The following is a 24,297-nucleotide window of genomic DNA, read 5'->3' as shown; positions in this document are numbered from 1 at the left end:
ACTTAGACAGAAAGCATAAAAAAATTCGGTTGTAATTTTATATTGGAATATAGGTAAAATTAATAAAACAGAAATATTGCAAAGTGCAAAAGCTGAGTATGGTAAATCAGTAATTAGCAATTTAAGCAAGGAGTTAACTAAAGATTATGGCAAAGGATATAGTCAAAGAAATTTATTTGATGTGGTAAGATTTTCTTGAGATTTTTTTAATCAATAAACTTTGCAGACATTGTCTGCAAAATTATCATGTTGAAAGTAACACAATTATGTTATTTTTGGAATATTAATATAACCTAAATAAAGTAATCCCATATCCCAGAGGTTTCTTATTATTCAACTTTTCTAAGGTTTTTAGATATTTCTATAATTCTACTATCATTATATGACACTTTCATACTTATACTATTCACATCTATTTGTAACCTGTCAATTTTATCATCAATAATCGTTATATGTTCAGAATTACCTTTATATCCATCCAAGAGAGCAACACTTGTAGGAATAAGTTTTCCATCTATCTTCACACCTATTTTTTTAACCTCATTTTCAAGGCTACCAAGTCTAGTTTCAAGCTTATCAAATCGTTCAGTGTGAATTTTATCATTATTTTTTATGTCTTTAAAACTTTCTTGCATTTCTGAATACATTTTGGTCATAAATTCAAACATTTTATCATCGCTCATATTAGCACCTCATTTTTATATTATATCATTCTAAATTGTAATTGAATATCTTTTATTTATTTGTAAATCATATTCAGTTTTGACGATGCTGAACTTTGGCGTTATTCATCATAGTTGTTTCACTTGTTTTAAAATAAATTAAAGGTTTTAACAAAGGATAAAAAAGCATCATTTGTAGAAAATAAATCTTTATAACTTTTGTCATGAATATTATTTAAATCTTTTTTAAAACTCATGTTCACCCTCCTAAGTATATCAAATTTTTATCTGAAATAATATATATTATAATAATATTATTACCAAAATACGAACATATATTCGTACAATGAAAAATCCTATTAATATAAAATTTGTTTAAATAAACTGTTGTTAAAATTTAGATTAAAATAGTGTAAAATCTTATAAGATTTTAATTAAGTAAATAATATTAATAGCTAATAACTGACTGAAATCACTGAGGTATATGGAGTTAAATTTAAGTTAAAAATGCAAAGAAATCTAATTAAATTTAAAAGATCTCATTTCATCTTAGTGAGAAAGGGGTGACTTTAAATCAACAAGTTACTATGATAAAATGTAGATAGTGCCATATTAGTAAATGATTTGGTATAGCGTATATTTGATTGGAAATATTAGTTGTTGCTTAGTTATATAAGGGAGGCATTAGTGAAGTATGAAGGATAAAGTTGATATTGTTGCTAAAGATATAATAACTAGTGATTCCATCCAATCTAATAGTTTTTAGCATAATGGATATCAAAGCTTTTACCTGAAGATTTAATGAGCTCAGGGATTTTGTCGCTGACCTGTTTGTTGTAGATTTTAATGGGGGACCTCAAGGAAATAAATACTAAGGATACATATATTACTTGTATCTTTTTTTATCTTAATATCATTAGTTTTATTGTAAGGAATATTGGATATAGAAAAGCTAACCTGTAAAAACTTTTACAGGTTAGCTTTTTATAAAGAAATTATTTTAAAGCGTTTTTTCTAAATAACGCTGTATTCCCTCTTAACTTTAGCTATTTTACGTCTATTGTTGTTTTTCCTATGCCATATACACTTTCCCAATCATTTACGAATTGATTAACACTCCAATCAGTAAGAGGATGTGCAAGCATTGCATCTAATATCTCTGGATTTACAGTTACAGAGTGCCCACCCACAAGAGCCACATTATGTACTTGTTGAACGTTTTTAAAAGAAGCAGCTAAAACTTTAGCATCTATATCATATTGATCAAATAATTGAACGATTTGAGCCACAACAGAAACTCCATCACCACTAATATTATCTATTCTATTAACATAAGGAGCAACAAAGGAAGCTCCAGCCACTGCTGCCATAAGAGCTTGCTGAGCTGTGAAAATTGCTGTAGCAGTTGTTTTTATACCCTTTTGTTTAAGTATTTTTATTGCTTTTATTCCTTCTGGTATAACAGGAATTTTAACATAAAGATTTCCACCAATTACACTATTTAAATACTCAGCTTCTTGGACCATTTTTTCAGCAGTTAGGCTAACGGCTTGCACATGAAGCATTGACTCAGCGCCTATAATTTTTCTTATACCTTTTAAAATATCTAAAAAACTTTTGTTTTCTTTAGAAATGATTGTTGGATTAGTAGTAACTCCCGCCATAGGGTAGAAGTTGTAAGCCTTTTCTATAGCCTCTAAATTTGCAGTATCTATTATATATAACATATACATTTCTCCTTTATTTTATAATTTGATTTTAAATTCAATTAAGCATTTTACGATTCCATCTTTTGATTCTGAAAACTTTAGTCCATAACTTTTAATTTTATCAGTACATAGTCTTATATCTCTACTATAATTACAAACCACCAACTACCACATTAAGACCACTATTTCTCATTTCATTTGCTATCTTTTCTATGGATTCGGGGGTAGGAATGTCTATATTATTAAGTTTATAATATAAATTTAACAATTTATATTATAAACTTCCATACTGATGAAAAGGTAAAAGGTGAATTTCAGTAAGATTTAAACTTTTAACAAAGGCAATTATCTCTTTTGTATTTTCATCATCTGTTGTATACCCTGGTATTAGAGGCACTCTAGGTATAACTTTTTTATGCATTTTCACCAAGGTTTTAATATTATTCTTTATTAGATTTATATCTGACCCCAGTATTAGTTTAGCTTTCTCTTTATTCATTATTTTAAGATCAAATAATATTAAATCTAAATAAGTTGCTAGTTCAATGAGATTTTGGGTACTACCTTGTCCACTAGTTTCAATTGCGGTATTTATACCTAGACTTTTCAGCTGCTTAAGTAACTCTATTGCAAAGGCGCTTTGGGATAAAACTTCACCACCTGAAAGGGTTACCCCTCCTTTAGAAGTACGGTAGAAAATCATATCCTTTTGAACCTCTGTAACAACTTCCTCTACGGTCATATATTTACCAAATTGAGTAATTGCACCTGTTGGGCATTCATCTACATCAAAGCTACAGTACTGGCAGTGGATGCATTTACTTTCCATTTTCACTGTTTGAGGCTGGAAGCTTATAGATTCAGGGTTACTACACCAAGGGCATTTAAGAGGACATCCCTTAAAAAATACAATTGTTCTAATTCCTGAGCCATCATGCAAAGAATATCTTTGAATATTTAGTATTAATGCTTTCATCTAATCACTTCCTATAAATTATGCTGGGTTCTTCTTATGATATCATCTTGAATTTCACGGCTTAGTTCTATAAAGAAAGCACTATAACCCGCTACTCGTATAACAAGGCCCTTATAATCATTTGGACTTGCCTGAGCGCTTTTCAAAGTTTCAACGGAAACCACGTTAAATTGTATATGCTGTATTTTTAGCTTCATAAAGGCATATAGAAAATCACATAATTTATGGATACCTTCATCGCCCTCTAGAGTTTTAGGACTAAACTTAACATTTAATAGACTTCCATTTGTTGTTAAGTAGTTATCTAACTTGCTTACACTTTTTAGTACTGCAGTAGGCCCAAGCACATCTCGACCAACCATAGGGGATAATCCGCCATCTGCAAGTTGTTCTCCGGATTTACGTCCATCAGGAGTAGCACCTACAGATTTTCCAAGGGGAATATGAGCTGATACTGTGTAAGAGCCAGGTACAAAGGTTCCACCTCTAGGCGTTATATGTTGCTCTACAGTTTTTGAGTAGTATCTAAGAATATCAGAACTAAGATTATCTACTTCATCATTATCATTTCCGAATTTATCATATTTATTAATCAAGCGAACCCTAAGTTTTTCATACTCTACGCCTTGAAAATTACTATCTAAAGCATCTACTAGCTCCTTTAAAGAAATTCTTTTCTCTTCGAATACAATCTTTTTTAGAGCATAAAGAGAATCGCTCAAATTTGCTATGCCAATACCTTGTACACCGGAAAAATTGTATTTTGCGCCACCATAGGTTACATCTTTTCCAGTCTCTAAGCAATTATCAATAAAACATGAAAGTAAGGGAATAGGTGCAAATTCTTTATGGGAAGTATCTACTATATTTGAGCCTTCTACCATAAGCTTCACATATTTATTAATATTTGATTTTATATTTTGAATTATTTCATCAAAGGTAATATTTTCATCGTTTTTATTTTCTCTTAATGAAATCTCCATTATCTTTAGCAAGTTAAAAAGTGCTATATCATGTAGGCCATAAGTTTTTCCAGGAAGTGAAAGTTCAACACAACCAACCACAGAATAATCCCTTGAATCCTCTAAACTAACACCTCTGTTTAAAAATCCTGGAACTATTACTTCATCGTTAAATATTTGAGGTATTCCTGTACCAAGTCTTATTGTTTCAGCAGTTTTCTTTAAAAAAGCTGGCTCTATAAGTTCATTTACACGTACACCCAAATTTGGTTGAGGAAGACGGATATCTTGATAGGTATCTAGGGCAAGATAGGATAAACTATTAATTGCAGAGCGGCCGCTTTGCGTAAGTCCTCCAAGGGTTATAGTATAACCAGTTGGGAAACCAGCAAAGTAGGTAGCACTATTACTACTTCTAATTAAAACTACATCATTAGTTTTAATCCATAAACAGGTTAAAGTTTCTCTTAGACTTTCCTTAGTTATTCCATTCTTAAAGTCATTTTCATAAAAATGGTACATATATTTATCAAAACCACCAAGAGACAAGGAACTAGCATTTGATTCATATTGTAGAATCACAGATAAAAACCATAATAGTTGACAAGCCTCATAAAAGTTTTCAGGTTTTTCTGAAGAAATTTTTGTTGAAATTCTAGCAATTTCTAAAAATTCAGCTTGTCTTATCTTGTTAGGTTCTCCATCAGCACTTAGTTTTGCAAGGGCCGCATATCTTAAAATATGTGTTTGAGAAGCTTTTAGTGTTATTATCGAAGCCTGATAGAAGTCGTTGCCTGGGTGTTCTTTAGATAGTAATAATGCTTCATTTACTATCTGACCTAAACCACTGTTTAATAATTTCTCGAAATTAGGAATTATATGTCCTTGACCTTTATCAGTTTGATTGAGTTTAAAAATATCTAAATCGGAAGGAACCCGAACTTCAGGAGTAAGTCTTTTGTTTATATAGTCTTTTAAGGATTTACCTACCCAATAAGGATAAAGAACTTCTCTATAAATCTTCTTATCATCATCTGATATAAAGAAGGGATCTTGCGGTCTACTTTCTAATGTATCAAGTTCATCATTAATCCAGTAGGGATCCATTTCAGGAGAAATGATCCCGCTCCTAGGTGTTGTTGTTCTATTACCAACTATAAGTTCTTCTTCCCTTATAGATATTTGAACATTGCCCAGTATGTGGGCGGTTGCTTTTGCCCGCCTAATAAGTGAACTTTGGCCTTCTGTTTCTTTATAGCTTTCGGTATATAGCAGGGCTCTTTCAAGGGATACTTCTCTTTTATTTTCAAAAAGTTGGTTTTTAAGTTTTTGAATTCTATCACTAGTCAAAGCGATACCTCCCTTTTATTTTTAAAATTGTTGCTTATTGTTTTATCTTAAAACGATTATTATTTATTATTATTGTGTATTGTTTGTTCTTATTGTATAATGGAATTAAGAAAAGTTCAATACTTACTTTAAAATTTAAAAAAATATTTAAGGCATAATATATGTGTACATTCTAAAGGGTAAGGTGGAGAGAATATGTTTGCAGAGGAAAGAGTAGAAAAGATTATTGAACTATTAAATGAAGATCAAAAGGTAGTTGTAAAGGAACTAAGTAAAAAGTTCCATGTAACGGAGGATTGCATAAGAAAAGATTTAAAAGCCTTAGAAAAACAAGGAATAATTAAAAGAACTTATGGAGGCGGAGTATTAAGTAGGAAGTCTGCTCCACATAATGATATTTTAAGTAGGAAGAATATTAATTTAGAGGAAAAATTAAAAATTGCAGAAAAGGCGTTTGAACTTATACAGCCAAGAGAAACAATTTTTTTGGATATATCATCCACAAATATACTAATTGCTGAGAAAATTGCAAAAGGCAATAAAAAACTATTAGTTATAACTAATATGATTGATATTTTTAGAACTTTTTCAAAATGTGATCATGTAGAAGTAATAGGGACTGGCGGAGTGTTTGACAAAGAATTAAATGGATTTGTAGGATCAACTGCTATTGAGAATATATCTAGGCACAAAGTAAATCGAGCCTTTATAGGTAGTTGTGGAGTGAATATGTTTGACAAAAGTATTACAACTTTTGATGTGGAAGATGGTAATACAAAAAAAGCTATTATTTGCTCAGGAAAAAAAGTTTATCTAGTGATGGAAAGTAAGAAATTTTATTATGATGGGACATATAAATTTGCAGATATATACGATATAGATGCAATTATTGTAGATGAAAAGCCAGATGAGAAAATTTGTAGAGAACTAGAAAAAATAAACGTAGACTTAATTTAAATTAGACAAGTCAAGAAAGATTATGAGTGAAGAGTTTAGAAAAAAACTTGAAAATGCTAAATGTGCTACAGTACAAACCCTGGGGCAAAAACAGTACCTATGTGATAAGTATTTTTAAAAGGATGCGTTTGATTATATTATAATAGATGAATTTCACCATGCAGCAGCAGGCAATTACTCAAATATATTAGATTATTTTACAATGTCAAATATCCTTTCTGTGACATTGCTCTAAATAATTCATCATGAGTTGTTATTATATTTTCAATTTCTGAACTATCCTTTGCCGTATTAATAGTTACTGCATTTATAAGGATATTCTTATTAGCATTGTATCTGCATAACCCTTATGTTCTGCTAATGCCCTGTGAGAATGGAAAATGTTCTTATATCAATAGGACGTAGGCAATAAATCAAAAAAGTTGCTCGCGTTATATTAAACGTGAGCAACTTTTTCTCCTGTTATATTGATTGGACCATAAAATAATATAAGTAAAGAATTTAATTAACATATAACAATTTACAATTAATTAAAACGTATATTATACATTCAGAATATCAATATACACTTAAAGTAATTAACACCATTGAAATCCCAGAGATTCTTATTATTCAACTTTTCTAAGGTTTTTAGATATTTCTATAATTCTACTATCATTATACGACACTTTCATACTTATACTATTTACATCTATTTGAGGTCTGTCAATTTTATCATCAATAATCGTTATATGTTCGGAATTACCTTTATATCCATCCAAAAGAGCATCACTGGTAGGGATAAGTTTTCCGTCTATCCTTACACCTAATTTTTTAACATCATTCTCAATTGCATCAAGCCTTTTGGTGTTTTCTTTAATCTCAGTTTTTATATCTTTAACCTCAGTTTTTATATCTTTAAACCCATTTTGCATTTCTGAATACATTTTGGTCATAAATTCAAACATTTTATCATCACTCATATTAGCACCTCGTTTTTATATTATATCATTCTAAATTGCAATTGAATATCTTTTTTTTAGATCAGTTATTTTCTATTAAGTCATCCATATTATTTATTTTATTGTTATTAGTTGTATTATTAATCTATCCTTTTAATAATAATTTTACTATTTGTTATAGTATGTAATTTTCTTATATAATTAGGAGACTTTCCTTCTGAAATGTCGTTAAATTTAAGTTAAAAATGCTATGAAATCTAATTAAATTTAAAAGATTTCATTCCATATTAGTGAGAAAGGGGTGTCTTTAAATCAACAAGTTACTATGATAAAATGTAGATAGTGCCATATTAGTAAATGATTTGGTATAGTGTATATTTGATTAAAAATATTATTTGTTGCTTAGTTATATAAAGGAGGCATTAGTGAAGTATGTTGGATAAAGTTGATATTGTTACTAAAGATATAATAACTAGTGATTCCATCCATTTTAAAGGGGCAATGCTAGATTATGATTCAAACTGCTCTACAGGGGATAAGGATTATTTATTACCTAAATTAGCGGCCTCATTAAAAAAAGCAAAGACTATAGATATGGCGGTAGGATTTTTAATGGAATCAGGAGTAAAATTGCTTATAAATGATTTAAAGCTGGTGGCGCAAAGTGGTGTACGGATAAGAATATTAACAGGGAATTATCTTAATATCACTCAGCCACAAGCTTTATATTTAGTAAAGGAAGCACTAGGGGATAAGGTAGATTTAAGGTTTTATAATATTAAGAATAAATCATTTCACCCTAAGTCATACATATTTGAATATGAAGGGGATGGAGATGTTTTTATAGGATCTTCTAATATGTCTAATTCTGCATTAACTAGTGGTATTGAATGGAATTATAGATTGAATAAAAATAAGAACTTAGAGGACTTTACACACTTTAAGAATGTTTTTGAAGACTTATTTTTAAATCATTCTATAATTATTGACGACGAGGAGCTTAGGCGTTATTCATCAGTATGGAAAAGGCCTAAAATCTTTAATACTTTAGAAAAGGTAGAAGATAACAAAGATGAATTTGGCCTAGTAATTCCGTTGTACGAGCCTAGAGGTGCGCAAATTGAAGCACTATATGAACTAAGGAAATGTAGAGAAGATGGCTTAGATAAAGGATTAGTTGTGGCTGCAACGGGCATAGGTAAAACATATCTTGCTGCTTTTGATTCGCTAGATTTTAATAGAATTCTATTTGTAGCTCATAGAGAAGAAATATTAAATCAAGCAGAGTTATCTTTTAAAAACATTAGGCCTAATATTAAAACTGGATTTTTTAATGGTGAAAATAAGGATAGGAATAAAGAAGTGTTGTTTGCTACAGTACAAACCCTGGGGCAAAAACAGTACCTATGCGATGAGTATTTTAAAAGGGATGCATTTGATTATATTATAATAGATGAATTCCACCATGCAGCAGCAGGTAATTATTCAAATATATTAGAATACTTCACTCCAAAGTTTCTTTTAGGACTTACTGCAACTCCAGAGAGATTGGATAACAAAGATGTATTTGCCCTTTGTGATTATAATATTGTATATGAAGTTAGATTAAAAGGTGCTATAGACAAGGGATGGCTAGTTCCTTTTAGATACTATGGAGTTTTTGATGAGACCGATTATACAAAGATATCTTTTAGAAATGGTAAGTATGATGAAACAGAACTAGAAAAAGCCTTAATGCTTAATAAACGTTCAAATTTAATCTTAAAACATTATGAAAAATATAATAGTAAAAGGGCTTTAGGTTTCTGCAGTAGTAGACGCCATGCCATATATATGAGCAAATATTTTAATGAAAATGGAATTAAAGCCTGCGCTGTAATGAGCGGTGAGCAAAATGAATTTTCTATGGATAGACATGGAGCGGTGGATAAACTTAAAACAGGAGAATTAAATATTATATTCTCTGTGGATATGTTTAATGAAGGTTTAGATATTCCTCAAATTGATATGATATTGTTATTAAGGCCAACTGAATCCCCAACCATTTTTCTACAACAACTAGGACGTGGGTTAAGAAAATATAAGGACAAGAAGTACGTAAATGTATTAGATTTTATAGGTAATTATAAAAAAGCTAACTTAATTCCATTTTTTCTAAGTGGAAATTTAAAGGATACTGCAGGAAAAGCTAAACTAGGTAGATTGCCTAGAGAAGAAGAATATCCCGACGATTGTATAGTAGATTTTGATTTCCAAGTAATTGATATATTCAAGAAGATGATGATAGAGCAAAAGAATATATTTGATCTAGTAGTTGAGGATTTTAATAGAATAAAAGAAGATCTTAAAACTAGACCTAGTAGGCTTCAAATGTATACTTACATGGATGATGATCTCTATAGTGTAATAAGATCCAGAGGAGAACTAAATATATTTAATGATTATTTAGGCTTTCTAAATAAGATAAATGAAATTTCAGAGGAAGAGAAAATGCTTTTAAATACTAAAGCTTATAAATTTCTAAATACTATTGAGAAAACGACCATGACTAAGACTTATAAGATGCCATTACTTTTAGCTTTTTATAATGATGGTAATATAAATCTGAAAATAGATGAAGAAACAATTTTTCAAAGTTTTAGGGATTTCTATGCTAAACCTTCAAATGCGGTGGATCTTTTGAGGCATAAATCAACTAAAGAATATAAAGATTTTGAGAAGAAGGATTATCTAAAAATTGCAGAAAATCCAATAAAAGCATTTTTGAATTCTGCAGAAGATTTCTTTTATAGAGATGAAGCATATTTTTGTTTGAATGATGATTTAGGTGAATTCATTACGAATCCTGACTTTGTAATTCAATTCAAAGATATTATTGATTATAGGACTAGAAGATTTTATAAGGAGAGACTTGAGAAATTAGAAAAATAAATATAAAAATAAAGCCCTTTATAGAGAAAAACTATGAAGGGCTTTGTCTATTCATAAACTTTTTCGAGTACTATGCCTTTTTCAAAGCCGCCTCTTTCTTCTTTCTTTTCATTTCTTTTGTTAATTAAATCTTCCTCGGAATACCCAAGAGCAGTTGCAAGTCCAAATAATACTTCCATGACATCAGCAAGTTCTTCTAAGTTTTTAGCTTCTATATATTCAGAAACTTCTTCATTTAACTTAGTTTCAAGTAAAGGTAGAACTTCTCCTTTTTTAGCATAGTGAACATCAAAGTTCTTACCTGCGGCTTTGATGATTTCAGGTATTTTGTCGCGGACTAGTTTGTTGTAAGTTTTCATGTGGGGACCTCCTTGGGTGAATAGCATGGGCTTATTATAGCATAGAAGGTGGGTAGGTAGATTATATTTTCACTTACGGCACATGTGGAGTGATGTGCGTTGCTAAAAAAAGCTGAAAATAAATAGATTATTACGAGAATTACTAAAAGACTTTTAGAGTTCCATCTGTTTTAATTATTATTCGGTCCATAAATCTATTCAATATTTATGGTGTAAGTTTTTTTAAGTCAATGATTTCTCTTTAATTCATCTAACTCGTTTAAAAAATTGGTGTCATATTTTTCTACAATAAATGATTTGTATTTTTGTTCTTTTTCAGTAAGTTCCTTAATATCATGATACATTAACTTTTAAATGTATCATGAGCTGTGGTCTGATTTTTTTTTGGGATTTAATTAAGTGCTGAACAGCTTTAAAATATCCTAATAATATTTATAAAATAATTTCAACAAATTGCTTTATATACGTTTAATAATTTTTTTATGTATATAAAACAATATTTTTATGCAAAAATGTAATTTATATTCAAAATACTAACAAATAAATTTGATATATGATACAATTATTCTACAATTATACAACGAAATCATACAAACTAATAAGGAGGAATTAATATTAATACGTATTATAAAAATCAAAATGATTTAGGTATAGCATTGAACTTTATTATTGATAATTATTGGAATAATAACATCACCGAAAAAGAAATGATTGAAAAAATCAACTTAATTATCCAAAACAACAAAGAAAAAATATTAACTAAAGAAGGTTATTTAACTGTGATGGTTCATAAATGTGGTAAAAAAAGATTAGAACTTATAAGTAAAATCTTAAAGGAAGTGACATAATTGAATGAAATAGATACCTATATGAGCTTAGTTGATGAAGTAGAAGTAGATAGTATTTTAAGACTCTTAAAGTGTAATGTTAAGTCTGACAATTTAACTTTTAAAAAAACAAAGATAAAAACAATGCTTAGAAGTAACCATAAAATGTTAGCAAAAAAATTAAATAGCCCATTTACGGTGATTTTAATGAAACATAAAAAAAGTGCATGGGAAAACCTTAATGAAAAAGATTTTTTTATTGAATTAAATAAACATTTAGATACTATGCCTGAATACGTAAAACTTGCAAATCTGCTATTAAAATATCCTAATGATAAGGATAAATATATAGAGAAAATTAATGAGAATAAAAAGAATGATAAGTATACTTTTGATTTTGACATAGATTTCGACAGTAAGGAAGAAGTAGTTGAATATGTTTCTCAATTATCTAATAACCAAGAGAGTCTAGCTAATACTATAAAAAAACACTTAGACAAAGCATTTAGTTTGAACTTGTTAAAACCAATTGCTGAAAATATAGAAGCTATTAAAACTTGGGATATAGTTGATTTGAACAAGAGTTTCAAAATAGATAATGAAGCAGAGAATGTCCTAATGAGAATTGAGTATATAAAAACACATAAAAACATAGACAAAGATGTATTAAATAAATTAAACACTAATAACATGCTCTATCTACTCTTCTTATTTGAAAGCTCTTGTGCTAAAAATGACAATATAAAATTAATTAAATTAAAAAACGATATAGATGAATTAAAATCTGCTTTTGATAAATCCGAGAAAAACAATTTAATTTTAGAAAAACAACATTTAAAATCAGAGAAACTATATAAAAAATATGAGAAAGATAAAATTGATAAGGAATTTAAATACAATAAAACAATTGAAGATTTAAAAATCAAGCTATCTGCTAATGAAATAAATGTAACAAATTTAAATAAAATGAACGCACAAATAGAAGTGCATATAAAAGAAAACAGTCAAGCATTAAAACAAATAAAAGATATAGAAGATAAAAATGGTTTATTAGACATCCAGTTAAAAGAGGCACAATGTAAAAAAGAGCATTACCAATCATTGGTTGAAGACAACGAAGTATATTACAAATATACCTTTCCCCTCTTAGGGAAAGATAAAAAGATATTTGGTATTATACACAGTTCCCATATAAAAGTGGCTAAAATTATATTTAATGAAATAGAGTTTATAGATATTAATAATTGGTTAAATCAAATTGATAATGTTAAAAAGATATATATTCAAAGGGAAGGAACATCGACCAAAGCATTAACCAAAATTAAAAATTATTGTTCTAAAAATAATATATTAATTATAGACATTATTTCGATACATAATGAAAAGAAATTAATAGAAAATATATCTATAATAATAAACAAAAATGGAGTGAGGTAAATGTCATTATTGCAAGAACACAGGAATAAATTAATAAAATCAAATCAATGTTATATGGTAGGTATATTAGCAGAGCATGAATCATATTATCCATCAGGCGATGAACAAGAAGTTATAACAACAATGAGAAATTCTGATGATAAAGTGATTTTTTTTATAAAACCCCTAAGTCTTGACCCAGAACCTATAAGTGAAATAGATGTAGAAGTAGCAAATCCTTTATATATAGGAATTGATAGTATTCAGGGCGATTGGTTTCTTCCATATACATATAAATTAACCCCAAATGTCACTCAAAAAAAGCAAATCATTTATGATAAACTAAAAGATAAATTAATTGTTTTTAAACCCAAAATAACTTTTTCAAATAGAGACGAGCCTGATAAACCCTTTAAAAATGCGATTGTAATAAATGTTGAATCTGAAATTAAAATTGATAAAGATATGGAATTTATATCTATACCTATGATTGAAATAAGTAATGTAGAATTTGAAAAAAAATTAATGGACGGTAGCAGTATTATATTAAATGATTATAGTCATGAAATGTTTTCGCCAGAACATATTATGTGCAATAACTACATATACTTTAATCTTCCTGAGCTTGTAAAGTCCCCTATTAATTCTGGGTGGATATGTGAAAAGTTTTCTGATAGAGTTAAGCGTATAAAAATAAATATAGAGAATAGTGAAATGGACGGGAAAATAATTGAAGTCGGAGGGGTTAATATTATTTTTATAGAAAGAGATTCTCTTTATAAATTAGAGGGAAATAGTAAGGCGGAGAATTTATCAGACCCAATAGTAGATGAAATTATACCGAAGGAAGTTAATGAAAAAAGTTCTGCTAATTTTGAAATAAATCTTAATGAAACTAATTTTATAGATGCATTTAAAGAATCTACGTTAAAACAAAATTTATGCTATGCAAAAGAAGATTTAATTAATTTACATACTTGCGTAAAAACTAATCCATTAACCATATTAGCAGGTATGTCTGGAACTGGAAAATCAGAATTGGCTAATTTTTATGCTAAAATGTTAAAAGCAACAGAACGACTTGAAACCTTATTGTTTTTACCTATAAGTCCTTCTTATACAGAACCAGGCGATATACTCGGCTTTCTAAATAATACAACTGGGTTGTTTATTCCATCCGAAACTGGGCTTAGTGAATTTTTAATACATGCAAAAGAACATCCTAAATCAATGCATGTAGTAGTTTTTGATGAAATGAACCTTTCTCAAGTAGAATATTGGTTTTCACCCTTTATATCATTATTAGAAAGAAAACCAAATGAAAGAATATTGTTTTTATATAATCCTGCAACTCATTGTATCAATAAGCAATCTTATCCTCCTTCAATAACAATAAACGATAATGTTAAATTTATAGGAACTGTTAATATGGATGAAACTACTAAAGATTTTTCTGATAGACTTCTTGATAGAGCGAATATAATAAATTTAAAAAAAGAAAGCTTGCAAACTTTCCAAGAAGAGATTCAAAATATTAAGTCTAACGATATAGATTATAACGATTTTATGTGTAAGTCTGTAGATGAATATCAATCATGGACAGTGAAAAAGAACTGGTCAGACGCTTTCACAAAGGCGGAAATTAAATTTTTAGATGACCTGCATGATTTGTTAAACGGATTAGATGATCAAAAGGGAGTATCATTTAGAATAACTAAAAAAATTGGAGAATATCTATTAAATATCCCATTTAATTCAGATGGAGTACAGATGATTTCAAAAGGAGATGCATTTGACCTTCAAATAAAACAGAGATTAGTAACAAAAATTAAGGGTACTGAGAAAAAATATGGAACACTTATTGGTGTTATGAATGATAATGATATTAATAGTGAAAATATAGAGCCAACAAATAGTAAACTGTTTACATTCTTTAATACCGAGGAAGCTTTAAAAATAAGCGATTTTAAAATAACAAAAAAAGAAATCATTAGAAAAGCAAAAGAATTAGGGGTATACGGGTATGCAAACTAAATACACATTCTATGTATACCGTAAAAATGGAAATGCGGAAAGTTTTATTGAAATGCCTTTTAGTATAATTGATAATACTCCCCTTAATTTAGGAGATAAGATTATAACAATTAATGAATATAGTAAAATAGCTGTAAAATTTGAAAGTGATGATAATAATGCAATACTTAAAATAGATAGTAGTTTCTCCGAGAAACCTTTACTGCTAAACCCAAGTAATCACATTGTAACCTTGTCACAATCAGGAGACCATGATGATATGTTTACACCTGGTTATTATAGCGTTAATATATCAGCCTCTTTTAAAGTTTACAGAGGGTTATATTTTATTAATTCTCAATCAGTTACATGGGATGGTCTTGTTAACCTCAGAAAATACCTTGAAAAGATTATGTCTGGTTTATCACGAAATTTATATTTGGAAAGAATGACAGGTCAAAAGGCTATATATGGAGAAGAAGAGTATTCAATAACTAAAATGTATTATTATATTAATAACAACATTGCAAAGGTTATTAATAGTATAGAAGGCATAACAAAGAACCCCATTTCAGATATTGAAAAGGGGTATAAGGAAAGATACTATACTAAAAAACAAGATGCAAAAAGCCAAAGATGGCTATGTACAAAAGGCTTAAATAAGAATAGTAACATATATGCTCCAGATATCGTATTTGAAAAATATTCTTTTCTAAATAGAGATATCGAAGAAAATCGTTTTATAAAAAAAATAATACAGAAAAATTTAGAAACAATAATATTTATTAAAGATGGGTATAAATCAATATATAATAATTTAATTAGAGAAACCAGAGATAATGTTAATTTATACAATAAAAATGAGGCTGCTTTTAACATATTATATAATGATAGAGAAGTTAGTAAAGAACATAAGTATAGAAAAAGAGAGGACCTTAAATTTCTAAAAGCTGATATTGGCAAACTGGAAAAACACTCTAACTTTGTATTTGAAATATTAATAAATTTAAGAAAAATAAAAGCTATACTTCTACATTATATTAATGAAACATGGTTAGATGATATCTTCTACTCCAATAAGGTAGTAAAGGTTTCCCAAAAGATATTAAGAGATAATAGGTATTATCAGATTTATGATTTTTACTTAAATATTTTAGCTATTGAAAAAAATGATCCTAAGAGCAAAAAGCCTAACTTCCCAAGTAAAAAAACTTCAAAACTGTTCGAATATTATTCTGTTTCTTTAGTTATAAGCATACTAAGGAATAGTGGATTTAAATGGATTAGTGGTTGGTTGGCTGATAATTCAGATAGTGGCTTTGGATTACTTAACGGTGAAATTCCAACTAATAAACCTATTGTTTTTATAAAAGATAATTTAAGAATTGAACTTGTTTACGAAAAAGAAGTTGAGACTAATATTACAGTTATAAATAATAATATTAGTGATTTTGTGAGAACCGGGAGTCATTATAAACCCGACATAATGGTAACTTTATTTAACAATGAAACAAGTAAGTTATTAAATGCTATTGTAATTGAAGTAAAGTGTCGTATGAGCAAAAACCTACAAAGCAAAAATGGCCCTACTGGAGCTATTGAGCAGGCAAAAGATTATTACAACTTCAACTATTACGATAAAGAAAAGAAAGGAGGGAAAAAAACAAGTAGAGAAGTAATAGATAAGGTAATAATTATATACCCAAAGCAAGACAAAGTCTTAAAGTATCCATATGACGACATAGACTTGACCTTTCTACAAGTTGAAGCGAATGATATATCTGATACATCAAAACATTACGGATATGAAGAGTTGAAAAAAGAGATAGATGAATGTTTTTTTATTTCATCTGATAATATATAATTTTAATAGAGGTACAAGGATAAGTCCGTGACTCTATAACTGTTTAGCATGAATAAGTGGGAGACTACATATAGTAATATCCTCTCTATAGAAGAATTGAGAAGATAAAATTAAAAAACCTATTAAATCTGGTCGTGATAAGGTAAAGGGTATGTTTATGCAAATTTTAATCTCAAATATGAATGCTAAATGCTGGCTATATTAAAAATATATTTAAGTTTCTACGATAACATTAAATATAAGAAATAAGATATTAGCAAGTGGGGGCGGTGCATCCCACTAGGAACTGCAACTTGGTAAAAAATAGTAAATAAATTGGCTGCAATTAAGAGTAAGCATCAGTGGTTAGAGGAGTAGCTATTGGTGCTTATTTTGATTTAGGATCTATTCCTACTTTATAGAGCAAACAGTGCATGGTTTTAACATGCTATTTCTCTAAAAGATAAGTGGGTGTGGCAGTAAATTAAAAAATTCTAGTCAAACACTTCTCTAAGCACGGTAAAGCTCATCTACTTAGGTTGTATGCGCTTTATTTGCATAAAAGGTAATAAATCGGTTGATTTTATAGGAATTTAGAAAAAAATGGGTTATAATATAATTAAATTGCTTGGCACTAAAATGTCAGGTAATTTAATATAGAATTTTTTCAAAAGGTTTTAACAGCACAATTGAAAATATAGCTAGAAGGTGAAGTTTTGAGTAATAATATTCTATTAGTGATTTTGGGTTTAATAGTAACTATGCTTTTTATTTCCTCAAGCAAAAAAAGGCTTATAAGAATTCAAGAACAAAGAGCGTGCTTCAATAAAATAGTTAATGAATTCAAGATTGCATGTGAAGAACTAAATGGTTATACAAAAGATTTTTATTATACTTATTTTATGAAAGAAAAGTGGAAAAATAAGTATAAAGAATTGTATTCTAAAGTGGATAAAAAGTGGAAGTATGAGAAGTTGAAACTGGATAAAGACATATTAAACTCAATAGATGAATTTAAAAATAAATATAGTAATATAGAAAAAATAAGAGATGATTATAATAAGAAATTTATTCGAATTGAAAAAATAAATTATAAGAATTTATTCGACAATATTGAAGGGAGAGCTTTAGATCAGCAGCAGAGAGAATGTGTAATAAAAGAGGAGATAAACAATCTTGTTATAGCTGGGGCAGGAACTGGTAAGACAACTACAATTGTTGGAAAGATAAAATATCTTCTAGAAAAATATAATTACAACTCTGATGAAATTTTAGTTTTATCTTTTACAAATGCATCAGCAAGTGAAATGGCTGAAAGAGTAAAAAAAGAAACTGGGAAAAACATGGACGTTATGACTTTTCATAAACTTGGAAAAGAAATCATTGCAGAAGTTGAAGGTAAGCAGCCAAGTATAACTTAAATTAAGCTTATTAATTTGATTGAAGAAGAATTTGCTGCATTAACTAAAAATAATGAAAGCTATAATGGTTTGTTAAATAAATTTTTCTTATCTTATATGAAAGAATATAGGAGTAGATTTGATTTCAAAAATGAGGGAGAATTCATAGATTATTTAAAAGACAATCAAATACAGACTTTTAAAAACGAAGTTGTTAAAAGTTATGAGGAGATGGAGATAGCTAATTTTCTATTTATAAATAAGATAAATTATGAATATGAAAAAAATTATAAAATAAACACTGCCGATAGAAAGTATAGTAGGTATAGGCCAGATTTCTATTTAACAGATTATGAGATTTACATAGAGCATTTTGGTATAGATAGAAAAGGCAATGTTCCAAAGTATTTCACAGGCAAAAATGGTGTGAGTGCAAAAGAAGTTTATAATGATGGAATAAGGTGGAAAAGAGAAATACATAAAAAATATAATACAAAACTTATAGAAACTTATTCCTATGAAAAAATGGAAGGGAACTTGCTTGAGAAGTTAGAAAAACAATTAAAGGCTGCAGGGGTAGTATTTAATGCAATGTCAAGGAATGAAGTATGGGAGGTTATTGAAAAGAATAAAGCTTATGAATTAAAAAGCATAATTAAATTAATCAATACTTTTATAATGTTAATGAAGTCAAATGGTTTTTCTGTAGAAGCTATAAAGCAAGTAAATGTAAAAGAGCTTTCAGGATATGAAAAAAGTAGAAATGATATTTTTATAAATATTACTGCACCAATATATGAAGCTTATAATAAAGAACTTATAAACAATGATGAAATAGATTTTAGCGATATGATAAATAAAGCTACTAAATATATATTAGAAGGAAAGTTTAATAAAAAATATAGTTATATAATTGTGGATGAGTATCAGGATATTTCTTTGGCGAGGTACAGTTTAATCAAAGCTATTAAAGAATTAAATAATTCAAAATTATTTTGTGTAGGAGATGATTGGCAAAGTATATATAGATTTGCTGGAGGTGATGTAAATTTATTTGTTAAATTTGATCAATATTTCGGGTTTACGGAAAAAACATATATCGAAACAACCTATAGATTTAATAAAAGTCTTATTGATTTAAGTGGTAAATTCGTCTTAAAAAATAAAGGGCAAATAAAGAAGAAACTTAAAAGTTTTGATGATAATCAGGATCTGTCATATGAATTATTGTATGGAGATAAAAAAAGCGAACTTACTATATTATTAAAAGAAAGATTAAACTCAATTTCGCCTAAAAGTACAGTGGCGTTCCTTGGAAGATATAAAGACGATTTGAAGTTTTTACTTGATGATAATTTTAGTTATAGATATGATTCTCATTTAGGTAGGGGAATAATTTCTTATAAAAAGAGGTTTGATTTACATATAGAATTTTTAACAGTTCATAAGTCTAAAGGATTGCAGGCGGATTATGTTTTCATAGTTAATAACAGCAATGGTAAACATGGATTCCCAAGTAAGATTGAAGATGATAAGGTACTTAATTTATTAATACAAAATAAAGAAAAATATGAATACGCTGAAGAACGAAGGCTATTTTATGTAGCATTAACTAGAGCTAAAAAACACGTATATCTTTTAGTTGAGAATAATAGTAAATCGTCTTTTATTAGAGAAATTGAGGAAGATAATAATATTAAGGTAGCAAAAGTAAAGGCAATAAATTGTCCGGAATGCAAAAAAGGTGAACTTAAAATTAGGACAGGCCCTTACGGAGAATTTTACGCTTGTTCTAATTATCCGCTATGCGAACATACAGAAAAAATTAAAGTGAATAATTTAGAAGGACAAATTCTGCCCAAAGAAATAGTTGGAAATGTACATAAAGATAAAGAGAAGAGTTTAGTAATAGCTGGTAAAAAATAATGCATCCTTGTAAATAAGTAAGAATAGAGGTACAGTTGGGGTTATTAAGTGACTTGTTTGATGCTATAAAAGGAATTTAACGCAGTGGCAGAATTCTATGTTTATAAAAAGCAGGTAAAGTTGAGATAACATGAAAAGAATGTGAAAATAAAAGCAACAAAAGGGATTTTCAATAGGAAATCCCTTAAAACATATCTAGAATAAGATAGTTAAACTGATGACAGTGAATAATCAAATAAGAATTATACCTAATTATGATACAATTACAATATGGTGCGAGCTAGGAAACAACACGCTAATGCGTGTTGTTTCCTCTTGAAAATGGAAGTAATTCTATTTTCATTAGTAAGCTATTAACATACAGTAGGGAAATCCTATTAGGTAAGGTTTAACCAACTACCTATACCTAGTCCTTGGAGCCGAAGTGGTAACATTAGGTTTAAGCGTAGGGCGGGGAGCAAACGAGCCGAAACGAAAGTAGAAAGTAAAAACCTCCAGTTTTTACTACGACCTCGGAGGTCCTAACAGAAACTGGAAGTTTATGTTTGCTTATAAGGAAAGACTTGAGAAGTTAGAAAATTAGATATAAAAACAAAGCCCTTTATAGAGAAAAACTATGAAGGGCTTTGTCTATTCGTAAACTTTTTCGAGTACTATGCCTGTTTCAAAGCCGCCTCTTTCTTCTTTCTTTTCATTTCTATTGTTAATTAGATCTTCCTCGGAATATCCAAGAGCATTTGCAAGTCCAAATAAAACTTCCATAACATCAGCAAGTTCTTCTAAGTTTTTAGCTTCTAGATATTCAGATACTTCCTCATTTAATTTGGTTTCAAGTAAGGGTGAAATATCTTCTTTTTTAGCATAGTGGATATCAAAGCTTTTACCTGCAGTTTTGATGATTTCAGGGATTTTGTCGCGGACTAATTTGTTGTATGTTTTCATGGGGGGACCTCCTTGGGTGACAGTATGAGAGTATTATAACATGGGAGGTGGGAATGAAGAAAGCATGGTATGGATAACGCTGGACTTTGAGTCCAATATTCTATTGATTAATACTAATTATGTAAAGTCGTTAAAGAATGTTGTAGCCCTTGAATTTACTTGGTTACAAGACTATTTATAAAACTGATTTGCTTGAAGCGTTGATACTCTTACAACATATTATTTTAAAAATTTTTAGAAGATTTTCAGCAGAATTATGATGTCTTGATGTACTGAAAATTATAATGTTAGAAGCCATTTATAAATTTGATTTTTAAAAGGATTTTAAATATTACATAATATATTTGTATCTTTATTTATATTTAAAAAGTAAGTTAGATTTTAAGCACATTTTAGAAATTCTTGAAATTCATTAGAAAATTTTATTCTTTAGGTTTATTTTGATTATTACTTATTAAAAATAACCAAATGGTAATTAGTGTACCAAACAAAGATATAAACTCAATTGATTTACCAGAAATAACTTTTGAATATATAATGATTAAAGTAAGCATTAATAAAACACCTAAAATAAAATATTTATTTTTAATTAATTTTGAAATAATTTCAATTATATTTTTATTTTTATTAGTAGGTAATGCTAGTGTTTCTATTTCTGATAATAAACTTAATAGTTTTTTCTCAATCGCTAATTGAGACTTTTTTTCTAATTCTGTTAACAAGTTATTAGCTATAAGTGTTAGGACTATACCATATAAATTAAGCAAACAATCAAGCAGGTCTAAGATTAATTGCTTTTTATCTTTTTTAATTAAAAAAATTGTCTTTGAGGATAATACTACTCTAATCCTTTGAATTAAATTTGATTTTATTATGCTGTCTTCATCTGTGTAAATAAATAAACTAGAAAGATTATCTCGGATTTTGCTTAAGTTTAGGTTTACATATCTCCTAGCAAATGTTATATCTATAAAATATAAATATTTAAATATTCCATTTTCATTAATGCGATTTACTTTTGTATTGAAAAAGTAAATATATGCAAATGTTTTATCATTTAATGATAGGTCTTTTAAAATATCAATTGAATCAATTACTGATAAAGCAATTATAGATGGTATAATAAAAATAAATAACATGACAAAATAAACTGAAACTGAAATAACTTTATATTTTAATAAAAACATGACAGAATATATAATCATTGATATTAAAGCTATTATTAACAAACCTAAACATATGGTAAATGTAAAAATATCTATTATAATTTTATTGTTTATCTTATTCTCTATCTTTTTATTTACTAAATTTTTGTAATATTGATCAATATTCATTTGTATATTTCCTCCAAACAATCATAAAATGATGATATTTGTTTAATTCTATATAAAGTTGTAAAATCCTCTTCATTAATGAAATTAACTAAACTTGGATTATAGAGCGCTAAGGTAACAATGAATATAAGATGAGGCAACAGGTATTGAAAATGATGTAATTTTGTATAGAATATTGTCATGCTAAATTTGTTTAATTACCCTTTCAGTGAATTATTCTCTATGGTTAGTATATTTTTAACCCACAGTAAAAATTTAGTATTCCTTCTTATTCGACAGAATATTGTGGAAGTTAAGTGTATAATGATATTATACAAAATTGAAAGAAAGAGGGGGTTTATAAAATGGGAAATAGCTATTTTAAATATAAAAATTGTTCTCCAGCTGTACAATCTATTATGGGAAATAAAGAAAGAAGTGAAGAGCTAGACAATGATGTTTATCGAAGGCAAATGATTAATAGCGATAAAGAAAATTATGAAAAAGTTAAGGCATTATTATTGGATGATTATATAGTTAAGAACCGAGCATATGGTGGTTCTGAATGTATATATGAATTAGAAAAAGATGGTGTTACTGAAACAATAAGTATTAGATATACTAACAATATAAATGCAATTAATAAAATATTATATATTTCAGAATAGATATTAGGGGGGTACATTATGGATACTGTAAAAGTTCGTTTTTACTTAGATGGTGGAATGGAGACAATATGTAAACATTATAATACTGCTGAAATAAATGCAATATTTTTAAGTGGTAAAGTTTGTATTGAAAAAAAAACTTATAAAATCTCATTTTCAAGTTTTAATGCCGATGAAAATGAATTGGGAATTGATATTATATAGAATAGGAGTGATAAAGTATGAATTTTGAAGATATTGTTAAAAGAGAGTGTAATACTGATGAATTATCAGAGAAAGTTAAAGAGTTAGATAGTCAATGTGCTATACTTTTCAAAGAAGTTTTTTTGGAAAGTAAAATAAAATGCTTAAAAGAAAATATGAAAAAAACATTAATTGACGAATTTATTGAATTTTTTAATAAATTAGAATTTAAAACAGATATATCACACAAAGGTGATACTGATACTATAACAGCGAAGGTTGGTAACTATAGTGTAGATTTATATGTTACTAGTTTTTATGCTATTACGATTAGCGTACAAAGTAAAAAAAGTTACGCCAGGTCTGATTATAGATTATTTATGGATATTTCTAAAAATACAAGTTTTAAATCTTTAACGTCTAAAGCATCATATATCGGTGTTGATAATGTTGCTAAGAGTTTATCTTTAAATATTAGTAGATTAGAGGAAGATATAAAATTACTTAGTAAAATGAAAAAAGAAAATCATACATTAGAAGTGGTCTGTAAATTTTCGGATGGACAAAAATTAGATATGTGGAAAGAATATAAAACATTTCAAGATATAATTAAAGATATACCAGAAGAGTAAATATTTAAAGTATTAAATGTACACCATCATTAATTGAGGGTGTTTTTTTTATACATAATCCTATCAAATAATGAATAATCAATAGTTAGGATGAGCGGTTATTTATTATTAATAGAATTTAGAAAAATTTCAGGTAATCTAATATTCTAATATAAAATTGTATCTATATATAATGGTTTACTTGGTGATACTGAGAAAAGATATGAGCTTAATACTTTTAAGTGGATCCAATATAGATCTTAGAATATCAGTAAAATAAACTATGGGAATACTTCACCTAGGTGAAG

Annotated in this window: 21 protein-coding genes and 1 pseudogene; 13 read left to right on the top strand and 9 right to left on the bottom strand. The window is 28.1% G+C overall.

The window, feature by feature from the left end; all coding sequences use genetic code 11:
• The first annotated feature begins 34 nt into the window (after window positions 1-34).
• A complete protein-coding gene (locus LL038_RS10355; protein WP_268056080.1) occupies window positions 35-199 on the top strand; it encodes a DUF1016 N-terminal domain-containing protein in 165 nt (54 codons plus the stop codon).
• Window positions 200-329: 130 nt separating this feature from the next.
• Here the strand turns inward: LL038_RS10355 and LL038_RS10350 are convergent, their stop codons facing one another.
• From LL038_RS10350 to LL038_RS10335, 4 genes are all read right to left on the bottom strand, one after another.
• Window positions 330-683 (bottom strand): hypothetical protein, encoded by a 354-nt coding sequence (locus LL038_RS10350; protein WP_216125439.1) that lies wholly within the window; start codon window positions 681-683, stop codon window positions 330-332.
• Between the two features lie 1,025 nt (window positions 684-1,708).
• Entirely contained in the window at window positions 1,709-2,389 is a 681-nt protein-coding gene (locus tag LL038_RS10345; RefSeq protein WP_216125440.1) for a fructose-6-phosphate aldolase, read from the bottom strand.
• Between the two features lie 256 nt (window positions 2,390-2,645).
• Window positions 2,646-3,347 (bottom strand): [formate-C-acetyltransferase]-activating enzyme, encoded by a 702-nt coding sequence (locus LL038_RS10340; protein ID WP_253200318.1) that lies wholly within the window; start codon window positions 3,345-3,347, stop codon window positions 2,646-2,648.
• Window positions 3,348-3,358: 11 nt separating this feature from the next.
• Window positions 3,359-5,659 (bottom strand): formate C-acetyltransferase, encoded by a 2,301-nt coding sequence (locus tag LL038_RS10335; RefSeq protein ID WP_216125441.1) that lies wholly within the window; start codon window positions 5,657-5,659, stop codon window positions 3,359-3,361.
• A 195-nt stretch (window positions 5,660-5,854) separates the two neighbouring features.
• Here LL038_RS10335 and LL038_RS10330 point away from each other — a divergent pair, with 195 nt between their 5' ends.
• Both LL038_RS10330 and LL038_RS25670 read left to right on the top strand, forming a co-directional pair.
• Window positions 5,855-6,616, top strand: coding sequence for a DeoR/GlpR family DNA-binding transcription regulator (locus LL038_RS10330; RefSeq protein ID WP_216125442.1), 762 nt, complete (start codon window positions 5,855-5,857; stop codon window positions 6,614-6,616).
• Between the two features lie 130 nt (window positions 6,617-6,746).
• Window positions 6,747-6,851 (top strand): annotated as a pseudogene (locus LL038_RS25670) (DEAD/DEAH box helicase family protein); the annotation flags it as partial.
• Here LL038_RS25670 and LL038_RS25665 read toward each other — a convergent pair.
• A complete protein-coding gene (locus tag LL038_RS25665; RefSeq protein ID WP_418921891.1) occupies window positions 6,814-6,912 on the bottom strand; it encodes a Fic/DOC family N-terminal domain-containing protein in 99 nt (32 codons plus the stop codon). The pseudogene LL038_RS25670 and the gene LL038_RS25665 sit on opposite strands and share 38 nt — an antisense overlap.
• Before the next feature lie 312 nt (window positions 6,913-7,224).
• Window positions 7,225-7,578: a hypothetical protein gene (locus tag LL038_RS10325; RefSeq protein WP_216125444.1), complete on the bottom strand. Its 354-nt coding sequence runs from the start codon at window positions 7,576-7,578 to the stop codon at window positions 7,225-7,227.
• Window positions 7,579-7,989: 411 nt separating this feature from the next.
• Between LL038_RS10325 and LL038_RS10320 the strand changes: the two genes are divergently transcribed.
• The gene (locus LL038_RS10320; protein WP_216125446.1) at window positions 7,990-10,488 is read left to right on the top strand and encodes a DEAD/DEAH box helicase family protein; all 2,499 of its coding nucleotides are present in this window, start codon (window positions 7,990-7,992) and stop codon (window positions 10,486-10,488) included.
• A 47-nt stretch (window positions 10,489-10,535) separates the two neighbouring features.
• Here LL038_RS10320 and LL038_RS10315 read toward each other — a convergent pair whose 3' ends face one another.
• Window positions 10,536-10,847 carry a nucleoside triphosphate pyrophosphohydrolase gene (locus LL038_RS10315; protein ID WP_216125448.1) on the bottom strand — a complete coding sequence of 104 codons (312 nt, stop codon included), beginning with the start codon at window positions 10,845-10,847 and terminating at the stop codon, window positions 10,536-10,538.
• Between the two features lie 608 nt (window positions 10,848-11,455).
• Between LL038_RS10315 and LL038_RS10310 the strand changes: the two genes are divergently transcribed.
• The 6 genes from LL038_RS10310 to LL038_RS10285 all read left to right on the top strand — a co-directional run bounded on the left by LL038_RS10310 (window position 11,456) and on the right by LL038_RS10285 (window position 20,272).
• Entirely contained in the window at window positions 11,456-11,695 is a 240-nt protein-coding gene (locus LL038_RS10310; RefSeq protein WP_326493446.1) for a TIGR04540 family protein, read from the top strand.
• On the top strand, window positions 11,696-13,111 hold the full coding sequence (locus tag LL038_RS10305; protein WP_216125452.1) for a hypothetical protein: 1,416 nt from the start codon (window positions 11,696-11,698) through the stop codon (window positions 13,109-13,111).
• Entirely contained in the window at window positions 13,112-15,124 is a 2,013-nt protein-coding gene (locus tag LL038_RS10300) for an McrB family protein (RefSeq protein WP_216125453.1), read from the top strand.
• On the top strand, window positions 15,114-16,967 hold the full coding sequence (locus tag LL038_RS10295; protein WP_216125454.1) for a hypothetical protein: 1,854 nt from the start codon (window positions 15,114-15,116) through the stop codon (window positions 16,965-16,967). The genes LL038_RS10300 and LL038_RS10295 overlap by 11 nt, the downstream gene beginning before the upstream one ends.
• A gap of 695 nt (window positions 16,968-17,662) precedes the next feature.
• Window positions 17,663-18,367: a UvrD-helicase domain-containing protein gene (locus LL038_RS10290; protein ID WP_268056056.1), complete on the top strand. Its 705-nt coding sequence runs from the start codon at window positions 17,663-17,665 to the stop codon at window positions 18,365-18,367.
• 15 nt (window positions 18,368-18,382) lie between these two features.
• Window positions 18,383-20,272: a UvrD-helicase domain-containing protein gene (locus LL038_RS10285; protein ID WP_268056055.1), complete on the top strand. Its 1,890-nt coding sequence runs from the start codon at window positions 18,383-18,385 to the stop codon at window positions 20,270-20,272.
• 630 nt (window positions 20,273-20,902) lie between these two features.
• On the opposite strand, the gene LL038_RS10280 is transcribed toward LL038_RS10285, so the two are convergent.
• The gene (locus LL038_RS10280) at window positions 20,903-21,214 is read right to left on the bottom strand and encodes a nucleoside triphosphate pyrophosphohydrolase (RefSeq protein ID WP_216127394.1); all 312 of its coding nucleotides are present in this window, start codon (window positions 21,212-21,214) and stop codon (window positions 20,903-20,905) included.
• Window positions 21,215-21,636: 422 nt separating this feature from the next.
• Window positions 21,637-22,548 carry a hypothetical protein gene (locus LL038_RS10275; protein WP_216127392.1) on the bottom strand — a complete coding sequence of 304 codons (912 nt, stop codon included), beginning with the start codon at window positions 22,546-22,548 and terminating at the stop codon, window positions 21,637-21,639.
• 344 nt (window positions 22,549-22,892) lie between these two features.
• On the opposite strand from LL038_RS10275, the gene LL038_RS10270 reads away from it, so the two are divergent.
• The 3 genes from LL038_RS10270 to LL038_RS10260 are packed head-to-tail and all read left to right on the top strand — an operon-like array spanning window position 22,893 to window position 24,010.
• On the top strand, window positions 22,893-23,195 hold the full coding sequence (locus tag LL038_RS10270; protein ID WP_216127382.1) for a hypothetical protein: 303 nt from the start codon (window positions 22,893-22,895) through the stop codon (window positions 23,193-23,195).
• Window positions 23,196-23,213: 18 nt separating this feature from the next.
• Entirely contained in the window at window positions 23,214-23,399 is a 186-nt protein-coding gene (locus LL038_RS10265) for a hypothetical protein (protein ID WP_216127378.1), read from the top strand.
• 17 nt (window positions 23,400-23,416) lie between these two features.
• The gene (locus tag LL038_RS10260) at window positions 23,417-24,010 is read left to right on the top strand and encodes a hypothetical protein (RefSeq protein ID WP_216127376.1); all 594 of its coding nucleotides are present in this window, start codon (window positions 23,417-23,419) and stop codon (window positions 24,008-24,010) included.
• The last annotated feature ends 287 nt before the right edge of the window (window positions 24,011-24,297 follow it).

This window comes from Clostridium estertheticum (genome assembly GCF_026650985.1).
GTDB classification, from domain to species: Bacteria; Bacillota; Clostridia; order Clostridiales; family Clostridiaceae; genus Clostridium_AD; species Clostridium_AD estertheticum_C.
The sequence above is the reverse complement of the archived record's forward strand: the minus strand, read 5'-3'. Positions and strand labels throughout refer to the sequence as shown.